Source organism: Allobosea sp. GW822-FHT05A11 (assembly GCF_058800455.1).
Map to the genome: position 1 here is coordinate 323080 of NZ_JBXAMI010000005.1, position 18692 is coordinate 341771.

General features: G+C 67.8%; 19 protein-coding genes. 9 read left to right on the plus strand and 10 right to left on the minus strand.

The genetic code is table 11. The features are described from left to right. Positions 1 to 20: 20 nt before the first annotated feature. From AC1RLU_RS18535 to AC1RLU_RS18570, 8 genes are read left to right on the plus strand one after another with little or no spacing between them, the layout of a single operon-like run. Positions 21 to 845, plus strand: coding sequence for a creatininase family protein (locus tag AC1RLU_RS18535; RefSeq protein ID WP_061966702.1), 825 nt, complete (start codon positions 21 to 23; stop codon positions 843 to 845). A 54-nt stretch (positions 846 to 899) separates the two neighbouring features. After that, positions 900 to 1955 carry an extracellular solute-binding protein gene (locus AC1RLU_RS18540; protein WP_091862873.1) on the plus strand — a complete coding sequence of 352 codons (1056 nt, stop codon included), beginning with the start codon at positions 900 to 902 and terminating at the stop codon, positions 1953 to 1955. Positions 1956 to 1965: 10 nt separating this feature from the next. Then, entirely contained in the window at positions 1966 to 3015 is a 1050-nt protein-coding gene (locus AC1RLU_RS18545) for an ABC transporter ATP-binding protein (RefSeq protein WP_492797349.1), read from the plus strand. Continuing rightward, complete coding sequence (locus AC1RLU_RS18550; RefSeq protein WP_492797350.1) at positions 3012 to 3854, plus strand: ABC transporter permease; 843 nt, start codon at positions 3012 to 3014, stop codon at positions 3852 to 3854. The genes AC1RLU_RS18545 and AC1RLU_RS18550 overlap by 4 nt, the downstream gene beginning before the upstream one ends. Beyond that, positions 3851 to 4639: an ABC transporter permease gene (locus AC1RLU_RS18555; RefSeq protein WP_492797352.1), complete on the plus strand. Its 789-nt coding sequence runs from the start codon at positions 3851 to 3853 to the stop codon at positions 4637 to 4639. Before AC1RLU_RS18550 ends, AC1RLU_RS18555 begins: the two co-directional genes overlap by 4 nt. Positions 4640 to 4648: 9 nt before the next feature. Then, on the plus strand, positions 4649 to 5329 hold the full coding sequence (locus tag AC1RLU_RS18560) for an RraA family protein (protein ID WP_454035424.1): 681 nt from the start codon (positions 4649 to 4651) through the stop codon (positions 5327 to 5329). Between the two features lie 11 nt (positions 5330 to 5340). After that, positions 5341 to 7017: a cephalosporin acylase I gene (locus AC1RLU_RS18565; protein ID WP_492797354.1), complete on the plus strand. Its 1677-nt coding sequence runs from the start codon at positions 5341 to 5343 to the stop codon at positions 7015 to 7017. 37 nt (positions 7018 to 7054) lie between these two features. Further along, positions 7055 to 8020 carry a 2-hydroxyacid dehydrogenase gene (locus AC1RLU_RS18570; RefSeq protein ID WP_492797355.1) on the plus strand — a complete coding sequence of 322 codons (966 nt, stop codon included), beginning with the start codon at positions 7055 to 7057 and terminating at the stop codon, positions 8018 to 8020. Positions 8021 to 8041: 21 nt separating this feature from the next. Here the strand turns inward: AC1RLU_RS18570 and AC1RLU_RS18575 are convergent, their stop codons facing one another. From AC1RLU_RS18575 to pobA, 6 genes are all read right to left on the minus strand, one after another. Beyond that, entirely contained in the window at positions 8042 to 8758 is a 717-nt protein-coding gene (locus AC1RLU_RS18575; RefSeq protein ID WP_492797356.1) for an ABC transporter ATP-binding protein, read from the minus strand. Next, positions 8745 to 9503, minus strand: coding sequence for an ABC transporter ATP-binding protein (locus tag AC1RLU_RS18580; RefSeq protein WP_492797358.1), 759 nt, complete (start codon positions 9501 to 9503; stop codon positions 8745 to 8747). Before AC1RLU_RS18580 ends, AC1RLU_RS18575 begins: the two co-directional genes overlap by 14 nt. Next, positions 9500 to 10501, minus strand: coding sequence for a branched-chain amino acid ABC transporter permease (locus AC1RLU_RS18585; RefSeq protein WP_492797360.1), 1002 nt, complete (start codon positions 10499 to 10501; stop codon positions 9500 to 9502). Before AC1RLU_RS18585 ends, AC1RLU_RS18580 begins: the two co-directional genes overlap by 4 nt. Before the next feature lies 1 nt (position 10502). Next, entirely contained in the window at positions 10503 to 11366 is an 864-nt protein-coding gene (locus AC1RLU_RS18590) for a branched-chain amino acid ABC transporter permease (protein ID WP_091862903.1), read from the minus strand. A gap of 72 nt (positions 11367 to 11438) precedes the next feature. Continuing rightward, complete coding sequence (locus AC1RLU_RS18595; protein WP_492797362.1) at positions 11439 to 12632, minus strand: ABC transporter substrate-binding protein; 1194 nt, start codon at positions 12630 to 12632, stop codon at positions 11439 to 11441. A gap of 122 nt (positions 12633 to 12754) precedes the next feature. Beyond that, positions 12755 to 13927: a 4-hydroxybenzoate 3-monooxygenase gene (pobA, locus tag AC1RLU_RS18600; protein ID WP_492797363.1), complete on the minus strand. Its 1173-nt coding sequence runs from the start codon at positions 13925 to 13927 to the stop codon at positions 12755 to 12757. Between the two features lie 131 nt (positions 13928 to 14058). Here pobA and AC1RLU_RS18605 point away from each other — a divergent pair, with 131 nt between their 5' ends. After that, positions 14059 to 14934: a helix-turn-helix domain-containing protein gene (locus tag AC1RLU_RS18605; RefSeq protein ID WP_091862910.1), complete on the plus strand. Its 876-nt coding sequence runs from the start codon at positions 14059 to 14061 to the stop codon at positions 14932 to 14934. 6 nt (positions 14935 to 14940) lie between these two features. On the opposite strand, the gene pcaDC is transcribed toward AC1RLU_RS18605, so the two are convergent. Genes pcaDC through AC1RLU_RS18625 form a run of 4 tightly spaced genes read right to left on the minus strand, consistent with a single transcriptional unit; the run spans position 14941 to position 18641 of the window. Then, positions 14941 to 16122 (minus strand): bifunctional 3-oxoadipate enol-lactonase/4-carboxymuconolactone decarboxylase PcaDC, encoded by a 1182-nt coding sequence (pcaDC, locus tag AC1RLU_RS18610; protein WP_492797365.1) that lies wholly within the window; start codon positions 16120 to 16122, stop codon positions 14941 to 14943. Between the two features lie 10 nt (positions 16123 to 16132). Next, on the minus strand, positions 16133 to 17230 hold the full coding sequence (locus tag AC1RLU_RS18615; protein ID WP_492797367.1) for a lyase family protein: 1098 nt from the start codon (positions 17228 to 17230) through the stop codon (positions 16133 to 16135). 38 nt (positions 17231 to 17268) lie between these two features. After that, entirely contained in the window at positions 17269 to 17931 is a 663-nt protein-coding gene (locus AC1RLU_RS18620; protein ID WP_492797368.1) for a 3-oxoacid CoA-transferase subunit B, read from the minus strand. Further along, positions 17931 to 18641 carry a CoA transferase subunit A gene (locus tag AC1RLU_RS18625; RefSeq protein WP_492797370.1) on the minus strand — a complete coding sequence of 237 codons (711 nt, stop codon included), beginning with the start codon at positions 18639 to 18641 and terminating at the stop codon, positions 17931 to 17933. Before AC1RLU_RS18625 ends, AC1RLU_RS18620 begins: the two co-directional genes overlap by 1 nt. Positions 18642 to 18692: the final 51 nt, after the last annotated feature.

Below are 18692 nucleotides of genomic sequence, written 5' to 3' on the forward strand. Positions count from 1 at the left end.
TCCCAAGGAAGGACCACGCCATGGCTACCAAGACAGATCCTCTCGTCCATATGGGCACCATCACGGGCGGGGAGGCGCGCGAGCTGCTCCAGTCCAACCCGGTGATCCTGCTGCCGATGGGCAGCCACGAGGACCAGGGTCCGCATGCGCCGATGGGCGACTACCTGCTGGCCGAAAAGATCGCCGAGCTTGCCGCGCTGCAGGCGAGCAAGGCCGGCACGCGCACGCTGGTCGCGCCGGTGCTGCCCTATGGCGGGGCGGACTGGTTCGGCCCGATGATCGGCGGCATCGCCATCTCGCAGAGCACGCTGACGGCCGTGATCGCCGAGATGGTCGACTCGCTGCATCGCAACGGCCTGACCCGGATCATCGTGATCAACGGTCATGGCGGCAATGTCGGCCCGATCTCCGAGGTCGCGCGCGAGCTCTACCAGCGCGAGCGCATCGTGCTGCCGAGCCTCTATCTCTGGCGCATCGCCTACGGCATGCTGCCGGGCATCGTCGGCGCCGAGACGTCGGCGAAGGTCTCCGGCCATGGCGCCGACCCGCTGACCAGCCTCGGCCTGCACCTCTTCCCCGAGTTGATCCGCAAGGACCTCATCCCGGCCGGCAAGCCGATGAAGCGCGATCCCATCCTCGACCTGCCCTTCACGGGCCTGGGCACCGCGAGCTTCGACGGCGCCGAAGTGGGGGTGCCGCACGAATACGACGAGGTCTATCATGACGGCGTCGGCAAGGGCGATCCGACGCTCTGCTCGGCCGAGACGGGGGCGAAGCTGGCGGAGAAGCTGAGCGATGTCGTCGCGCGCTTCGTGGCCCATTTCGCCGCCAAGATCCCGGCCTGAGCTGACGACTCGCCAATCAGCCGCCCGAGGCGGCGTCACAGCAGGAGTTTCCCCATGCTCACCCGCCGCCTCGTCATCCAGTCCGGCCTCGCCACGATCGCGATGCCGGCCGTTCTCCGGGCGCAGACGCTCTCGGGGCAGATCACGCTGATGTCCTATGCGGGCATCTTCCAGGACAATTACACCAAGGCGGTGATCGAGCCGTTCCAGCAGGCGCATCCGGGCGTGAAGGTGAACTTCGTGCCCGGCGGCTCCTCGGCCCAGATGGTCGGCAGCGTGCGAGCGCAGAAGGCCGATCCGCAGACCGACGTGGTGATCATGGACGTCACCACCTCGAGCATCGGCAATCTCGAGGGCCTGTTCGAGAAGCTGACGCCCGCCGATTTCCCGGTGCTGAACGAGCTCCTGCCGGAGGCGCGCGCGGCCGGCGGTGAATTCGGCCCGGCGGTGACCTTCGACCATCTCGTGATCGTCCAGGATGCGGCGCTCAGCCCCCAGATCGCCAAGCTCGCAGATCTCTGGCGCCCGGATCTCAAGGGCCATATCGCGCTGGCCGCGCCGCCGAACATCCAGGGCCTGGCGCTGACGGCAATGACCGAGAAGATGGAGGGCGGCGACTACCGCAAGTCGATCGACGCCGCGATGAAGAAGCTGAAGGAGCTGGCGCCGGGCGTGAAGACCTTCGACCCCAACCCGGACGGCTATTCGCTGATCCTGAACGGCGTGGCGAAGGTCGCGACCGGCTGGAATGCGCGGGCCCAGCTCTATTCCGACCAGACCGGCGGCAAGATCAATGCGCTGCTGCCGCCCGAGGGCTCGGTCTTCCAGGTCAACACCATCAACTTGACGGCTGGCTCGAAGAACCGCGCTGCAGCGGCGGCTTTCGTGGCGCATGCGCTGTCGCAGGGCCCGCAGAAGGCCTTCACCGAGCGGATGTTCTATGCGCCGACCAATGCCAAGGCCGATATCGACGCCAAGGCGCTGGCGCGCACCGCCGCCTCGCCGGAGAACCGCGCCCGCATGATCCCGGTCGATTGGAACGAGGTCCTGAAGGTGCGCGACCAGTGGAACAACCGCTGGCGGCGCGAGGTCATCGCGGCGGCACGCTGAGCGGCAGGCGATGAGCTATCTCGAACTCGCCGGGCTGCAGAAGCGCTACGGCAACGCGGTCGCGGTCGACGACGTCTCGCTCTCGGTGGAGCAGGGCGAATCCGTCGCGCTGCTCGGCCCCTCAGGCTGCGGCAAGACCACGACCCTGCGCATGCTCGCCGGGTTGATCGAACCGAACCGCGGCACGATGACGCTCGACGGCAGCGAGATCACCAGGCTGCCGGCCCATAAGCGCAACATGGGCTATGTCTTCCAGTCCTATGCGCTGTTCCCGCATCTCTCGGTCGGCCGCAACATCGCCTTCGGCCTGGAGGAGCGCGGCGCCTCCCGCGCCGAGATCGAGAAGCGCGTCCAGGAAGGGCTGGCGCTGGTCCGACTCGGTGGCCTGGAGCAGCGCCGTCCAAAGGAACTCTCGGGTGGCCAACAGCAGCGCGTCGCGCTGGCCCGCGCGCTGGTGATCCAGCCCTCCGTGCTGCTGCTCGACGAATCCCTGTCCAATCTCGACGCCAAGCTGCGCGACGCGATGCGCCACGAGATCCGCTCGATCCAGCGCACGCTCGGCATCACCACGCTCTTCGTCACGCATGACCAGGTCGAGGCGCTGACGATGTGCGACCGGATCGCGGTGATGCATCGCGGCCGCATCGCCCAGATCGGCAGCGCCGAGGATATCTACGACCGGCCGGCGACGCGCTTCGTGGCCGAGTTCGTCGGGCGCGCCAATGTGCTGCCGCTGGCGCGCGACGCACAGGGCCGCGCGACCGTCTGGGAGCAGCCCGTGCCGGTCGAGGCTGCGGAGAATGCGGATCTCTTCGTCCGGCCGCAGCGCATGCGCATCGTGCCGGTTTCCGAGCCGGCCAGCGGCGACACCGCGCGCCTGACGGGCCGCGTGCTGCGCAGCGTCTTCGTCGGCGACCATGTCGAGGTGCTGGTCGAGGGTACAGGCGGGCAGCTTACGGTCGAGATGCCGTCGGGCTCGGCGGCGCCGACTGAGGGCAGCGAGGTCGCGATCGTCTGGCCGCGGGCGGAAAGCCGTGTCTTCGCGCGCGAGGCGTCATGACTGCCTCGCGCCGCCTGCCGCTGCTGCTGATCCCGGCGACGCTGTTCCTGCTCGTCATCTATGTCTGGCCGTCTCTGGGGCTGTTCCGCAACGCCTTCAACGAGGTCGGGCCGACCGGCGCGATGGTCGAGGCCTGGTCGCTGGAGACCGCGCGCGCCACCTTCCATGACAGCTTCACCTTCGAGCTGACGCTGAATTCGCTCTGGCTCTCGACGGTCTCGACACTGATCGCGCTGTGCCTCGCCTATCCCGTCTCGCTCTTCCTGTTCCGTACCGATTCCCGCTTCCGCGGGCTGCTCGCGGTGGTCGCGATCATGCCGATGCTGGTTTCCGGCGTGGTGCGCGTTTTCGGCTGGCTCGCCATCCTCGGCGATCGCGGGCTGGTCAACACGACGCTGCAATCGCTCGGCCTGATCTCGACGCCGCTGAAGCTCGTCTTCAACTGGACCGGCGTTACCATCGGCCTCGCCGAAAGCATCATGCCCTATATGATCCTGGCGTTGCTCGCCGGCTTCGGCCGGCTCGACCGCACGCTGGAGGAAGCCGCGCGTTCGCTCGGCGCTTCGCCGTTCCGGACCTTCCGGCGGGTTACCCTGCCGCTCAGCCTGCCGGCGATCGCATTGGCTGCGGGCTTGGGCTTCGTCCTCTCGATGTCGGCCTATATCACGCCCAAGCTCTTGGGCGGCGGGCGCGTCTTCGTGCTGGCGACCGAGATCTTCGAGCAGGCGACGACCAATACCAACTGGCCGGTCGCAGCGGTGCTGGCGATCTACACGCTCGTCCTGTTGCTCGCCCTGCTGGTCGTCTCCAATCTGGCGGCGCGGAGGCTGCAGCGATGACCGGGGCGGGGCGCGTTCTCTCCAGCTTCGCGGCGCTGGTCTATGTGCTGATCCTGGCGCCGATCGTCGTCGTCGTCATGCTGGCCTTCTCGGCTGATAATTTCATCCTGTTTCCGCCCTCGGGCTACTCACTGCGCTGGTTCAATCAGCTCGCCAGCAACGGGCCGCTGCTGGCGGCGCTCTGGCTCAGCGTGCGGATCGCGGCCGTGGTGACCTTGCTGTCGCTGGTGGTTGGTGTGCCCGCTGCGCTCGCGCTGGCGAAAGGCCAGTTCCCGGGGAAGGCGGCACTGACCGGCTTCTTCCTGGCGCCGCTGCTGCTGCCCACGCTGATCACCGGTCTCGCATTACTGCTGTTCTTCTCTCCGCTCCGGCTGACCGCGACGCTGCCCGGCCTCGTGCTCGGCCATATGACGGTGACCGTGCCCTTCGTGATCCGGATGATGACGACGGCGCTGGCCAACCTGCCTGACGATATCGAGGCGGCCGCCGCCACGCTCGGCGCGACACCGTGGCGGGTCGTGCGCCGCGTGACGTTGCCTTTGGCGACGCCGGGGCTGATCGCCTGCGCCTGCCTGTCCTTCCTGTTGTCCTTCGACGAGACGGTGATCTCCTTGTTCATCGCCGGCCCGCGTGCCTCGACCCTGCCGGTCGAGATGGTGCGCTATGTCGAAGGGCGCACCGATCCGCTCATCGCGGCCCTGTCCGTGGTGCTCATCGTCGCGACGCTCGCTGTCGTTCTCGTGGTCGAACGCCTGGTCGGCGTCGCCCGTGCCGTAGGGAAATAGGAGACGCCCATGCCCGATTACCGCATCGAAGCCATGCCCGAGCAGCTGCCGGCGGCGCTGGTCGAGAAGCTGCAGAAGGTCGAGACTGCGACCATCGGCCATTCCCAGCACTGGGGCTTCATGGATCGCGGCATCCAGCCGCTGCTGCGCGGCAAGCGCATCGCCGCGGCGGCCGTGACGCTGGCGATCCCCGGCCAGGATTCGACCCTGCTGCACCACACGCTCGGCCTGCTGCGCCCCGGCGACATCCTCGTCGTCGACCGTCTCGGCGACGACAAGCATGCCTGCTGGGGCGGCGGTGTCACGGTCGCCGCGAAGGCGGCCGGCGCGGTCGGCGGCATCGTCGACGGGCCCTGCACCGATCTTGCTGAGATCGAGGATTCCGACTTCCCGATGTGGTGTCGCGGCATGTCGCCAATCACCACGCGGCTTTACAATCTCGGTGGCACGCTGAACCTGCCGATCTCCTGCGGCAACGTCCCGGTCAAGGCCGGCGACGTCATCCTCGCCGACGAATCCGGCGTGCTGGTGCTGCCGCGCGCCGAGGCCGAGGCGCTTGCCGACGCCGCCATCGCCCGGCAGGAGCGCGGCGAGCGTAGCCAGGCCCGGGTGAAGGCGGGCGAGAAGCTCGGCGACATCTCCGGCGCGACCAAGATGGTGCTCGACGCCATCGCTGCGGCAAAGGGCTGAAGAGGCCGATCATGAACGCTCCCGTCCCCGTCCCGCGCGTCGCCGATTTCACCTGCGAGAAGAAGCCGGCGAGCGGCTCGCGCGGCATGGTCGTCACCAATCATCCGCTCGCTTCGGCGGCGGGCGCGCAGATCCTGCTCGCCGGCGGCAACGCCATCGATGCGGCCGTCGCCTCGCTCTTCGCGCTGACGGTGGCCGAGCCGATGATGGTCGGCATCCTCGGCGGCGGCCTGAGCCATATCCGCCTCGCCGACGGGCGCCATGTCGTGATCGACAATCTCTCGACCGCGCCGGGCAAGGCGACGGCCGACATGTATGACTGCCTGTCTGACGAGATCGGCAAGCAGCGCGACACGCGCGACCGCGAGAACGTGGTCGGCGCCAAGGCGGTCGCGGTTCCCGGTGCGCTCAAGGGCTGGTGCGAGGCGCTCGCCCTCTTCGGCACGCTGACGCTCGCCGATGTTCTCCAGCCGGCGATCGGACTGGCGGAGCGCGGCTTCGTCGTCACGCCCTATCTCTCGAACTGCATCACCGACAATGCCGCCGATCTCGCCCGCGATACCGGCCTCGCGGCGATGCTGCTGCCGGGCGGCAAGCCGCTTCAGCCGGGCATGCGGCTCGTCCAGTCCGACTATGCCACGAGCCTGAAGCTGATCGCGGCGGAGGGGCCTGAGGCGCTCTATGGCGGGAAGCTCGGGCGGGCGCTGACCGATTACATGGCGGGCCATGGCGGGCTGATCGACCAGGCCGATCTCGCGAACTATAAGATCGAATTGCGCGAGCCGATCCGCGGCTCCTATCGCGGCTACGAGATCATCGGGCCGCCGCCGCCCTCGTCCTCGGGCGTGCATATCACGCAGATGCTCAACATCCTCGAAGGCTACGATATCGGCGCGCTCGGCTTCGGCTCGGCTGACGCCGTGCATCTGCTCGCCGAGGCCCTGAAGATCGCCTTTGCCGACCGTGCCGTGGCGACCGCCGATCCTGCCTTCGTCAAGGTTCCCGTCGCGCAGTTGATCGACAAGGCCTATGCCGACGAGCGGCGCGCGCTGATCGCGATGGGGCAGGCGAAGAGCTGGACGGCGGGGCTCTCCGGCGGCGAATCCGCCGACACCACCCATGTCACCGTCGCCGATGCCATGGGCAATGTCGTCAGCGCGACGCAGACGATCAACGGGCTGTTCGGCGCCTGCGTGCAGATCCCCGGCACGGGGATGATCGCCAACAACTACATGTTCAATTTCGATCCCCATCCCGGCCGCGCGCTCTCGATTGCGCCGGGCAAGCGGGTCTTCACCTCGATGGCGCCGATGATGGCGTTGAAGGACGGCCGGATCGCCTTTGCGCTCGGCCTGCCCGGCGCCTTGCGCATCTTCCCCTCGGCGCTGCAGGCGATCGTCAACCTGATCGACCACCGCATGAGCCTGCAGGAAGCCGTCGAGGCGCCGCGCGTCTGGACCGAGGGCGACGTGCTCGAACTCGAGGAGGCCATCCCCGAGGCCGTGGCGCAGGCATTGATCGCGCGCGGCCACAAGGTGGTGCGCTCGCCGCGCGTCGCCGGCGGCATGAACGCCATCGCCTTCAACCCGGACGGCACCTTGACCGGTGCCGCCTGCTGGCGCGCCGACGGCACGCCCGTCGCCATCTCCGGCGGGCTCGCCCGCGCCGGTGCCCGCTTCACCATCTGACCCGATATCTTCACCGATCCTGCGACTGGACCATCCCATGCCCGAGACCATCTGCCTCCTCGACATGACCACGCCCGAACGGGCCGACCGCCTGCGCGAATTCCTGCCTGATGGCTTCGTGCTGACCCATGGCACCGCCCGCGGCGACGAGCACATGAAGGAGATCATTGCCGAGGCCGATTATGCGATCTCCGGCCAGGTCGGCGTCTCCGGCGACGTGCTGCGGGCCGCGAAGAAGCTGAAGCTGCTGCATAAATGGGGCGTCGGCTACGACAATATCGACATCGCAACGGCCAAGGAGCTCGGCATCAAGGTCGCGCGCACGACCGGCTCCAATGCGGTCGCCGTCTCCGAATTCGCACTCGGCCTGACGATCTCGACGCTCCGCCTGATCGCCTATGGCAATGCCGAACTGAAGAAGGGCAACTGGCGCACGGGCCAATTGCCGTCCGACACCTATACGCTTTCCGGCAAGACGGTCGGCGTTGTCGGCTTCGGCGCGATCGGCAAGAATTTCGCCAAGCTCTTGAAGGGTTTCGGCTGCACGATCCTCTACAGCAAGCGTACGCCGCTCGATGCCGCCGAGGAAGCGGCGCTCGGCGTCAAGCATGCGTCGATCGACGAGATCCTGACCCAGGCCGACGTCGTCTCGCTGCATTGCCCGCTCACGCCCGAGACCAAGGACCTGATCGACCTCGCGGCGCTCAAAAAGATGAAGAAGACGGCGGTGCTGATCAATTGCGCGCGTGGCGGCGTCGTCAACGAGACCGATCTCGTCACGGCGCTGCGGGCGAAGGAGATCGCGGGGGCGGCGATGGATGTCTACGAGATCGAGCCGCTGCCGGCGGACAGCCAGTTGCTCACGCTGGACAACCTCGTGACGACACCGCATCTCGCCGCCATGGCGTCCGACAATTTCGCGCCAGTGGTGAAGCGGATGTTCGCCAACATGCAGCATGTTTCGCGCGGCGAGCCGGTGCCACCGCTCGATCTGGTGGTGTGAGGTAATGCCGGCGTCGGCGGCTCAGTGCAGCCCGCCGACGCCGATATAGCGTTCGAGCACGTCGGCATCCGCCCGCAGCGCGCTGGGCTTGCCCGACCAGACGATCCGGCCGCGTTCGAGGATGATGACGTCATCGGCGAAGGCGAGCGCGCTTTCCAGCCGCTGTTCGACGAAGAGGATGGTCATCGCGCCGCTCGCGGCGAGGCGGCCGAAAGCCTCCATCAGCATGTCGCAGATCACCGGTGCCAGACCCTCAAGCGGCTCGTCGAGCAGCAGGACAGAGGGCTGGCCGAGGATGGTGCGCGCCGTTGCCAGCATCTGCTGCTCGCCGCCGGAGAGCTGTGACCCGAGATTGCGGCGACGCTCGCCGAGGCGCGGGAAGAGCGCATAGGCTTCTTCGATCGCGCTGCGCGGGCGGCCCTTCAATCCGGCGAAGAGGTTTTCCTCGACCGTCAGGCCCTTGAAGATCTCGCGGGTCTGCGGAACGAGGCCGATGCCGCCATGGGCGCGGGCCGCCGTGCCGAGCGTCGTGACATCCTGCCCACCGAGGCTGATGCTGCCGGCATAGCGGCGGGTCAGCCCCATTAGGCTCGCCATCAGCGTGGTCTTGCCCATGCCGTTGCGGCCGAGAATGGAGAGGCGCCCGCCTGCCGGCACCGCGAAGGAGACCTCCTCCAGCACATGGGTCTGGCCGTAGCCGGCGCTGAGGTTGCGGACATCGAGCTCAGCCGCCGGCATGGGCATAGCTCCCGAGATAGGCTTCGCGGACCTTGGGGTCCTTGGCGACTTCGGCCGGCAGGCCCTGAAAGATTACCTCGCCCGCGGCGAGGACCACGACGCGCCTGGCGAAGCGGAAGACGAGGTCCATGTCGTGCTCGATCATCAGCACGGCGAGCGAGGCGGGCAGGCGGGCCAAGGCTTCCTCGATGCGCGGCGTGTCGCTGGACGGCACGCCGGCAGCGGGCTCGTCGAGCAAGAGCACCTTGGGGCGCTGTGCCAGGGCGATCGCGATCTCCAGCAGGCGCTGCTGGCCATAGGCGATCGTCGCGACCTTGCGGCGGGCGACCTCGGTCAGGCCCAGCGTGGCGAGGATTTCGGCGGCTTCGTCCGTCGCTGCGGAATCCCCGTGGAAGCGGGCGAGGATGCGCGTCGCGCGGCCGAGCCGCTGCAGGATGGTCATGACGACATGCTCTTCCGGCGTCATGTCCGGGAAGAGGCGCGTGACCTGGAAGGTGCGGACGAGGCCGCGGCGCACCCGCTTCACAGCGCCAAGCCCCGTGATGTCCTCGCCGGCGAGGGTGACGCTGCCCGCGCTCGGCGGGATGCGGCCGGTGACGAGATTGACGAAGGTGGTCTTGCCGGCGCCGTTCGGGCCGATCAGGGCGAGGCGCTCGCCCTCGTTCATCGCCAGCGAGATGTTGCTGTTAACCTTCAGCCCGCCGAACGCCTTGGAGAGACCAGAAACTTCGAAGACCGCGCTCATCGGCCGGCCCTCCAGCGGTCGCGCGTCAGCAGCCGGGCGAGTTCATCGAGCGTGCCGGAAAGCCCGCGCGGGGCGAAGAGCACGATGGCGATCAGCACGGCACCGACCAGCGTCATCCAGTGGAACGGGTTGATCGCCGCGACGATATGCTCGAGCGCCATGAAGATTACCGTGCCGATCAGCGCGCCATAGAGATGGCCGATGCCGCCGAGCACCAGCATGACGAGCGCATTGGCGGAAACCTCGAAACTCACGCTGTCGAGGCCGACGACCTGCGTCGCGATAGCCGCGAGCGCGCCGCCCATGCCGGCCACAGTGCCGGAGATGACGAACATCTTGAGCAGAACCGGGAAGGCGTAGATGCCGAGGGCGCTGATCCTGAGCGGGTCTTCCTTCAGGCCGCGGCAGACCATGCCGAAGGGCGAACGCGTGATGAAGCGCAGCCCGGCGAAGACGATGAGCAGCAGGCCGAGGCCGAAGAGATATGCGCTGCGACCCCAGAGATCGAATTCGAAGATGCCGAAGAGCGGGGCCGGGCTCATGCCGGAGAGGCCATCGCTGCCGCCGGTGATCGAGGAGGCCTTGTTCGCGGCCTCGTGCAGAAGCTGGACGATGGCGATCGAGAGCACGAGCTGCGGCAGGCCGTGGGCGCGCAGCATGATCGCACCCATCAGGAGCCCCATGACCCCGCCCGCTGCAGCGCCGATCAGGATGAGCAGGACGGGGTCGGTGATGCCATGCACGCAGGCGATGCCGGCGGCATAGGCGCCTGCGCCATAGAGCGCGCCCTGGCCGAGCGAGGCGATGCCGCAATAGCCGACGATCAGGTCGAGCGAGAGGACGAGCAGCGCGACCGAGATGACGCGGGTCAGGAAGGCGAGGTTGTCGGGAAAGAGCCAGTAGCCGGCGGGGCCGACGAGCGCGATCAGGGCGAGGCCGAGAAGGTCGCGACCGAGCGTGCGGCCTGTGGATGCGGGCACGGGCGTTGCGGTCGCCATGCTACTGCGCCCGTCCCATCAGGCCGCGTGGGAAGGCGCAGACCACCAGGATCACCGCGAGATAGAAGAAGAAATTGCCGAAATCCGGCACGAGGTAGCGCGCGGTGACATCGATGGCGCCGAGCAGCAGGCAGGCCGCCAGCGCGCCGGCAATCGAGCCCGCGCCGCCGACCGAGACGACGACGAGGAAGGTCACCATGTAGCGCAGCGCGTAATAGGGCTCGATCGGCAGGAACTCGGCGCCGACCACGCCGCCGAAGGCCGCAAGCCCGATGGCCAGCGCGAAGCTCGCCGCATAGATGATCTCGGTGCGGATGCCGAGCGTCCGGGCCATCGGCGCGTTCTCGACGGCGGCGCGCAGATGGATGCCGAAGCCGGTGCGCTCGATCAGGAACCACAGGCCCCCGGCGACGACGAGGCCGCTCGCGATGACGAAAAGCCGGTGGCCGGCGATGCTGCGGAAGCCGAGGTCGACCGAGCGGGCGAGCTCTGCCGGCAGGGGAATGGTTTTCAGCGTCGGGCCGAAGAAATAGTTGGTGATGCCGATGACGCAGAAGGTGATGCCGATCGTCATCAGCACCTGAGAGAGCTCGCTACGATCATAGATGCGGCGATAGAGCAGCCGCTCCAGCGGCACGGCGATAATGACCGTGCCGATCATGGCGAGCACGATCGCGAAGGCATAGCCGAGGCCGAGATCGCGCGCCGCATAGGAGGCGATATAGCCACCGATCATGGCGAAGGCGCCATGGGCGAGGTTCACCACCCGCATCAGGCCCATGGTCAGCGACAGGCCGATGCAGATGATGAACAGCGCCATGCCATAGGCCAGCGCGTCCATGGCGATGCTCAGCGCGGTCTGCATGCTGCGGGCCTCGTCGAACGGGAGCGGGGGGCGGGAGCTCGCATGCTCCCGCCGCGTTTCAGGCTGAGGGTATTACTTCGCCAGGCCGGGGTCCTTCTGCTCCGGCACGCTGGCGATCTCCTTGTTGATCCAGCGGCCCTGCGCATCCTTCGCGACTTCGCGCAGATAGATCGTCTGGGTGATGTGGCGGGTCTCCGGATCGATCTTGACCGGGCCGCGCGGGCTTTCCCAGCCGAGCCCCTTCACCGCCTCGACCGCCTTCTCGGCATCTTGCTTGCCGGCAGTGGCCGCGATCATCTTGGAGATCACGAACATCCCGTCATAGGCGCCAACCGCGGGGAAGGAGAGCAGATCGGGCGCGCCGATCGCCTTTTCGCCCGCGGCGACGAAGCGCTTGTTGATCTCCGATTCATGCGAGACCGCATAGTGGAACGAGGTGATCAGGCCGGCTGCCGCCTCGCCCAGGGCCGGCAGGTCGGATTCCTGGGTCAGGTCGCCCGGCGCGAAGAGCTTGACGCCCGCCTTCTTCAGGCCGGTGTCGCTGAAAGCCTTGACGAAGCCGAGCGTCGGCGGGCCCGACGGCAGGAAGGCGAAGACGCCCTCGGCCCCGGCATCGCGAATGCGCTGCATGATCGGGCTGAACTCGGTGGTGTTGAGGGGGATGCGGATCGCTTCCTTGACCTCGCCGCCGGCCGCCTCGATCGCCTTCTTGAAGGCACCCTCGGCATCGACGCCCGGACCGTAATCGCTGACGATCGAGACGAATTTCTTGACGCCGCGCTCCACTGCCGCCTTGCCGAGCGGCGTCGTGGTCTGCCCCAGGGTGAAGGAGGTACGCACGACCAGCGGCGAGGAATTCATGATCGCCGAGGTCGCGGCGTTGAAGATCACCAGCGGGACATTGCCCTGCTTCAGCAGCGGGGTGATCGCCATCGCGTCCGGCGTGAAGTAGACGCCGCCGAGATACTGCACCTTGTCGCGGACGATCAGCTCCTGCGCCAGCGCGCGGGCCTGCTGCGGATTGGCGGTCGGCAGGTCGCGATAGACCAGCTCGATATCGTGACCGGCGACGGTCTTGCCGTTCTGGGCCAGCCAGGCCTCGGCACCGGCCTGGAAATTCTTGCCCTGCAGGGCGAAGGGGCCGGAGAACGGCCCGATGATGCCGACCTTGATCGTATCGGCCCAGGCGGAAGCACTGAGCGTGAGCGCTCCGGCCAGCGCCAGCGCTCCCGCGGGCAGCAATCTGTTCAGGAAACCCTTGGTCATTTCATCTCCTCCCGATCCTGCCTGACTCGGCACTGCTTTAGCTCTTCGGGCCGGTCGCCGCCATGGCGCCAAGCCTCTTGTCGTCACCAACGCAATTTTCTGCCGCAAGGGCAAGACGGCCTTCAGTAGGGCAGGCCGACATAGTTCTCGGCGACGGCCGTCGCCGCCGCGCGCGAATGCACGAGATAATCGAACTCGGCCTGCTGGATGCGCTGGTCGAAGCCGTCACGCTCCGGGAAGCGATGCAGCAGGTTGGTCATCCACCAGGAGAAGCGCTCGGCCTTCCAGACGCGGGCGAGCGCGCGCGCTGAATAGCCGTCGAGCCCGGCATTCGAGCCCTCGCGATAATGCTCGCGAAAGGCGTCGAAGAGATAGCGGATGTCGCTGGCGGCGAGATTGAGGCCCTTGGCGCCGGTCGGCGGCACGATATGGGCGGCGTCGCCCGCCAGGAAGAGCCGGCCGAAACGCATCGGCTCGGCGACGAAACTGCGCAACGGCGCGATGCTCTTCTCCAACGAGGGGCCGGTTATCACCGCTTCGGCGACCTCGGCCGGCAGGCGGCGGCGCAGTTCGTCGAAGAAGGCGTCGTCGGACCAGTTGCTCACCTTCTCTTCGAGCGGGACCTGCACATAGTAGCGGCTGCGCTCGGCCGAGCGCATCGAGCAGAGCGCGAAGCCGCGTTCGTGATTGGCGTAGACCAGCTCATGAGCAGCCGGAGGTCTGTCGACCAGCAGGCCGAGCCAGCCGAAGGGATAGACCCGCTCGAAGGTTTGCAGGGAGCGCGCCGGAACCGAGGCGCGGGAGACGCCGTGATAGCCGTCGCAGCCGGCGATGAAATCGCAGTGCAGCTCCTGCTGCTCCCCGTTCGCCTGGAAGGTCAGGCGCGGCGCGGCGCCGTCGAAATCATGGAGCGCGACGTTCTCGGCCTCGTAGACCGTGGGGCGGCCGAGCGCCTGTCGGGCTTCGATCAGGTCGCGCGTGACCTCGGTCTGGCCGTAGACGGTGACCGTCCTGCCGCCGCTCAGGTCTTTCAGATCGAGGCGATGGAGCGCGCCGCCGAAGGCGAGCGAGAAGCCGTCATGGACGAGGCCTTCGTGATCGAGCCGCTCGCCGACGCCAGCCTCGTGCAGGAGGTCGACCATGCCCTGTTCGAGCACGCCGGCGCGGATGCGCGACAGCACGTAATCGGCGCTGCGCCGTTCGAGGATGACGTTGTCGATGTCGGCGCGCGACAGGAGCTGCCCGAGCAGCAATCCCGCGGGCCCCGCGCCGATGATGGCGACCTGCGTCCGCATTGTTCTTTTTTCCTCCCGCGAAGCGATCGGCTTGCACCGTTCGATCCGCGCGAAGAGGCTAAGCCCTGACGGGCAGTTGACGGAATGGAGGAAACGCGCAGTGTCTTGGACAAATCGATCCTGAGCTCGGCATGCCCGCAACCATCGTCCCTGCTTATTGGCTCTATGGCGAGCGTCTGGCGGAACGCTTTCCTGACGCGCTCCATATCGAGCCGATCGTGGCGCGCAGCTCGCTCCATGGCTGGACGATCCAGCCGCATCTGCATCACGACCTCTTCCAGTTCTTCCTGGTCACGCAGGGCGGGGGGCGGACGCGCGTGGACGGGCGCGATCATCGGCTGGCGCCGGGCGCGGCCCTCCTGCTGCCACCCTCGACCATCCATGAATTCGCGTTTCTGGAAGATACGGACGGTTTCGTCGCCAGCGCGGCCGCGACCTCGCTGAGGCGGCTGTTCGAGAGCGAGCCGGAGGCGCGTTCGCTGCTCGGGGCGCCGGCCGTGCTGTCGGTGGCTGCGTCAGGCGCGCAGGCGACAATGCTCGAATCCCTGATGCAGCTTGCCATGCGCGAGTTTGCCGCCAACCTGCCGGCGCGCGAGTTTTCGCTCGGGGCCTATGCCGATCTCATCGCTTCCTGGTTCGTGCGGGCGATGCGCGGCGCGAAGGCCAGTGGCGAGCCGGCCAAGGACCCGCGCGCCGGGCTCGTGCGCCGTTTCGTCGAGCGCGTCGAGATGCGGTTCCAGCACCATGATTCACTCGACGATCACGCGCGCGAACTCGGCGTCTCCGTGCCGCATCTGTCGCGTTCCTGCCGGGAGCTGCTCGGCCGTTCCGCCGCGCGGGTCATCCAGGACCGGTTGATGATCGAGGCGCGGCGCGACCTCGTCTATACCGCGATGTCGATCTCGCAGATCTCGTTCCGGCTCGGGTTCACCGATCCCGCCTATTTCTCGCGGTTCTTCGCCAAGCGGGCGGGCGTGTCGCCTTCGGATTACCGAGCGAAGGCCTGAGACGACTTACCCTGCAGCCTCGATTTCCTTCATCACCGCGGCGGCCTCGGCGAAGGCGGTGTTGCCGGCGGGGACGCCGGCATAGATCGCCGTCTGCATCAGCACCTCCTTGAGGTCGTCGCGGGTAAAGCCGCCGCGCGTCAGGCCGGCGCGGACATGCAGGCGGAACTCCTCCCAGCGGCCGAGGCTCGCGGTGATGGCAAGGACGAGCAGGCGGCGCGTGCGGTCGTCGAGGCCGGGCCGGCTCCAGATCTCCTGCCAGGCGATGCGGGTGATCATCGCCTGGAAATCGGCATTGAACGGCGTGCGGTTGGCGAGCGATCGGTCGACCCAGTCGTCGCCGAGCACGCGGCGGCGGTTCTTGAGGCCGGCTTCGAACAGGGCTTCCGCCGCATCCGCGGTGCCAGGGCCGGGCGAGAGGAAGGCGCGCAGGGCGCCGGCAAGCGCGGCGGGGGCTTCGAGCGGCGCGAGATGGCCGCAATCGAGCCGCTCAAGCGTCGCGCCAGGGATGGCGGCGAGAAGGTTCTCGCCATGGCCGGGGAAGGGCGTGGAAGCATCGCGCTCGCCGACGACCACGAGAGTCGGACAGGTGAGGCTGGGGATACGGTCGATCAGCTCCATGTCGCGAATCGCGGCGCCGGCTCCGGCATAGCCCTCGCTGTTCATGGCGACGAGGTTGCGCCGGACGCTCTCCGTGATGGCCGGCTGGCCGGCGGAGAAGGCGGGCGAGAGGAAGCGCTGCATGGCGAGATCGGCGATCACCGCAGTGCCCCCGGTGCGGACCTTGGTGATCCGGTCCTGCCAGGCTGCCTTGTCCATGGTGGCGGAGGTGCAGATCAGCGCCAGCGCCGAGACGCGCTCGGGCCGGGACAGCGCCAGCTCCATCGCGATCATGCCGCCGAGCGAGACGCCGGCGATCGCGGCCTGCGGGATGCCGGCTCTGTCCATGACCGCGGCGACATCGTCGGCCAGAAGGGCGAGGGAATAGTCGCCCCCCGGCGCATCGGAGGCGCCATGGCCTCGCGTGTCGAGCCGCAACACCCGGAACGTGGTGAGCAGGGCGGGCATCGCCGCATCCCACAAGCCGAGATCAGTGCCGATCGAGTTCAGCAGGACGAGCGCCGGCTTGTCGTCGGTGCCTTCCAGCTTCCAGTAGATGCGGGCGTCATTGCTCGCTGCGAAAGGCATCGTCCGTTCCTCAATCGTCTTGCGCGAGCAGAGCGGCGACCAAGCCTGCGCTCTCGCCGATATCGCTGCCGAGGCCGGCTGCCGCGAGATTGCGGGCGATGGCGGCCTCGTCGATCTCCAGCCCTTCCGCGACCGTCGCCATGGCATCGGCCGCGCCGGCGGCGAGCAGGAAGAGCTCGGCCAGCGCCGGGCCTTCCGCCTGCCAGCCGCCGAGGCCGCGTTCCTGCTCGGCGGGGAGGCCTGCGAGGATGCCGGCAGCGAGGCCGGGTGCGCGCAGGCTGGCCGAAAGCGCGATCTGGCAGCCGGTCGGGTTGCGCTTATGGGCCATGGCGGATGAGCCGCCGCGACCGGGAATCGCCGGCTCGCGGGCCTCCCCGATACCGTTCTGCGCGAGAAGCGAGACGTCGCGCGCCATCTTGCCGAGCGCGCCGATCGCAATGGCGAGCGCTGTCGCGATCCCGGCAACGCTGCCACGGCGGGCATGCCAGGGCGGCGCATCGGGCAGGTGAAGTGCCGCGGCGAGGCGGGCGGAGACGGCCGCGCTCTTGCCGGCGAGACCGGCACGCGAGCCGGCGGCACCGCCGAATTGCAAGGTCGCCCCTGTTTCCACTTCGCTGCGGAGGCGGTTCGCAGCTTCCGCCACACCGGCCTGCCAATGCGCGATGCGCAGGCCGAAGCCGATCGGCAATGCGTCCTGCAACAGCGTTCGGCCGATGGCGGGGGTCACGGCATGGCGTCGTGCGTGGGTGGCCAGCGCTGTCGTGATGCGCGTCAGGTCGCGGTCGAGCAGGCTGCTCGCAGCACGGATCTGGCAGGCCAGAACGGTGTCGGCGACATCCTGGCTGGTCGCGCCCTTGTGGAGGACCTTGGCCGCCTCGCCGGTCAGGGCGGCACGCAGGCGCGCCACCAAGGGAATCGCCAGCGTGCCGGCGAGCGCCGCTTCTTCCGCCAGCTCGGCGGGGTCGATCGTGATCGTGGCGCAGAGCGTCGCGATCGTTTCGGCAGTCTCGGTGCCGATCAGACCCTCGGCTGCCTCGGCGCGTGCGAGTTCGGCCTCGAACGCGAGCGCAGAACTCAACGTGGCCGCGTCCGAGAACGCGGCCAGCATGGCTGGGGTCGTCGCCGGCCTGGAGCGAAGGAACCCGCTCACGCGGCCTTTGCGAGGCTTGGCGCGACGGTGAAGGGCGCGCCGGTCTTGGCCTTGACCTCGTCGAGCGTGACGCCTGGCGCGAGCTCGACCAGGGTCAGCCCGCCGCCGTTTTCCTTGGCGCAGCTCATCACACAGAGATCGGTGACGATGAGGTCGACCACGCCAGCACCGGTCAGCGGCAAGGTGCAGCGCTCCAGCACCTTGGATTCGCCCGCCTTGTTGGCGTGCTCCATCACGACGATGACCTTCTTCACGCCGGCGACGAGATCCATCGCGCCGCCCATGCCCTTCACCATCTTGCCGGGGATGGTCCAGTTGGCGATGTCGCCATTCGCGGCCACTTCCATGGCGCCGAGGATGGTCAGGTCGATATGGCCGCCGCGGATCATCGCGAAACTATCGGCCGAGGAGAAGAAGCTCGAGCTCGGCAGAACCGTGATGGTCTGCTTGCCGGCATTGATCAGGTCGGGATCGGCCTCGCCCTCATAGGGGAAGGGGCCGATGCCGAGCAGGCCGTTCTCGGACTGCAAGGTGACGTTGACGCCGTCGGGAATGTAGTTCGCCACCAGGGTGGGGATGCCGATGCCGAGATTGACGTAGAAGCCGTCCTTCAATTCCTTGGCGGCGCGGGCTGCGATCTCTTCGCGGGTCCAGGACATCAGGCGGCCTCCCTCTTGCGCTCGGTCAGCTTCTCGATCTTCTTCTCGTTGATCGTGCTCTTGATGACGCGGTCGACATAGATGCCGGGCGTGTGGATCGCCTCGGGATCGAGCGAGCCGACCGGCACGATCTCCTCGACCTCGGCCACCGTCACCTTGCCGGCGGTTGCCATGTTCGGATTGAAGTTCCGCGCGGTCTTCCGATAGACGAGATTGCCGGCGGTATCGGCCTTCCAGGCCTTGACGATGGCGAGGTCGGCGCGCAGCCAGGTTTCGCGGACATAGAGCTGCCCCTCGAACTCCTCGACCGGCTTGCCCTCGGCGACGACGGTGCCGACGCCGGTCCGGGTATAGAAAGCCGGGATGCCGGCGCCGCCGGCGCGGATGCGCTCGGCCAGCGTGCCCTGCGGGTTCAGCTCCAGCTCCAGCTCGCCGGCGAGATATTGCTGCTCGAACAGCTTGTTCTCGCCGACATAGGACGCGATCATCTTCTTGATCTGGCGGGTCTGCAGCAGCATCCACAGGCCGAAACCGTCGGCGCCGGCATTGTTCGAGATCACGGTGATGTTCTTCACGCCGGAATCACGGATCTGCGGGATCAGGCTCTCGGGGTTGCCCGAAAGGCCGAAGCCCCCGGACATGATCGTCATGCCATCGAAAAGCAGCCCTTCGAGCGCCGCGCCCGGGCCGTCATAGATCTTACCTGTCATCGCTTCTCCCCGGCGCGGCCTGATGCCGCGTCACGCAATCCCGGCCGGGAC

What these genes read in the sequence shown, in the direction of transcription:
- AC1RLU_RS18575 (WP_492797356.1), bottom strand. Translation starts at nt 8,758, where the DNA reads ATGCCGGCGGCTGAGCTCGATGTCCGCAACCTCAGCGCCGGCTACGGC.
- AC1RLU_RS18605 (WP_091862910.1), top strand. Translation starts at nt 14,059, where the DNA reads ATGCCCGCAACCATCGTCCCTGCTTATTGGCTCTATGGCGAGCGTCTG.
- AC1RLU_RS18565 (WP_492797354.1), top strand. Translation starts at nt 5,341, where the DNA reads ATGAACGCTCCCGTCCCCGTCCCGCGCGTCGCCGATTTCACCTGCGAG.
- AC1RLU_RS18620 (WP_492797368.1), bottom strand. Translation starts at nt 17,931, where the DNA reads ATGTCCTGGACCCGCGAAGAGATCGCAGCCCGCGCCGCCAAGGAATTG.
- AC1RLU_RS18625 (WP_492797370.1), bottom strand. Translation starts at nt 18,641, where the DNA reads ATGACAGGTAAGATCTATGACGGCCCGGGCGCGGCGCTCGAAGGGCTG.
- AC1RLU_RS18560 (WP_454035424.1), top strand. Translation starts at nt 4,649, where the DNA reads ATGCCCGATTACCGCATCGAAGCCATGCCCGAGCAGCTGCCGGCGGCG.
- AC1RLU_RS18570 (WP_492797355.1), top strand. Translation starts at nt 7,055, where the DNA reads ATGCCCGAGACCATCTGCCTCCTCGACATGACCACGCCCGAACGGGCC.
- AC1RLU_RS18595 (WP_492797362.1), bottom strand. Translation starts at nt 12,632, where the DNA reads ATGACCAAGGGTTTCCTGAACAGATTGCTGCCCGCGGGAGCGCTGGCG.
- AC1RLU_RS18585 (WP_492797360.1), bottom strand. Translation starts at nt 10,501, where the DNA reads ATGGCGACCGCAACGCCCGTGCCCGCATCCACAGGCCGCACGCTCGGT.
- AC1RLU_RS18535 (WP_061966702.1), top strand. Translation starts at nt 21, where the DNA reads ATGGCTACCAAGACAGATCCTCTCGTCCATATGGGCACCATCACGGGC.
- pobA (WP_492797363.1), bottom strand. Translation starts at nt 13,927, where the DNA reads ATGCGGACGCAGGTCGCCATCATCGGCGCGGGGCCCGCGGGATTGCTG.
- AC1RLU_RS18540 (WP_091862873.1), top strand. Translation starts at nt 900, where the DNA reads ATGCTCACCCGCCGCCTCGTCATCCAGTCCGGCCTCGCCACGATCGCG.
- AC1RLU_RS18555 (WP_492797352.1), top strand. Translation starts at nt 3,851, where the DNA reads ATGACCGGGGCGGGGCGCGTTCTCTCCAGCTTCGCGGCGCTGGTCTAT.
- AC1RLU_RS18550 (WP_492797350.1), top strand. Translation starts at nt 3,012, where the DNA reads ATGACTGCCTCGCGCCGCCTGCCGCTGCTGCTGATCCCGGCGACGCTG.
- AC1RLU_RS18590 (WP_091862903.1), bottom strand. Translation starts at nt 11,366, where the DNA reads ATGCAGACCGCGCTGAGCATCGCCATGGACGCGCTGGCCTATGGCATG.
- AC1RLU_RS18545 (WP_492797349.1), top strand. Translation starts at nt 1,966, where the DNA reads ATGAGCTATCTCGAACTCGCCGGGCTGCAGAAGCGCTACGGCAACGCG.
- pcaDC (WP_492797365.1), bottom strand. Translation starts at nt 16,122, where the DNA reads ATGCCTTTCGCAGCGAGCAATGACGCCCGCATCTACTGGAAGCTGGAA.
- AC1RLU_RS18580 (WP_492797358.1), bottom strand. Translation starts at nt 9,503, where the DNA reads ATGAGCGCGGTCTTCGAAGTTTCTGGTCTCTCCAAGGCGTTCGGCGGG.
- AC1RLU_RS18615 (WP_492797367.1), bottom strand. Translation starts at nt 17,230, where the DNA reads ATGCTGGCCGCGTTCTCGGACGCGGCCACGTTGAGTTCTGCGCTCGCG.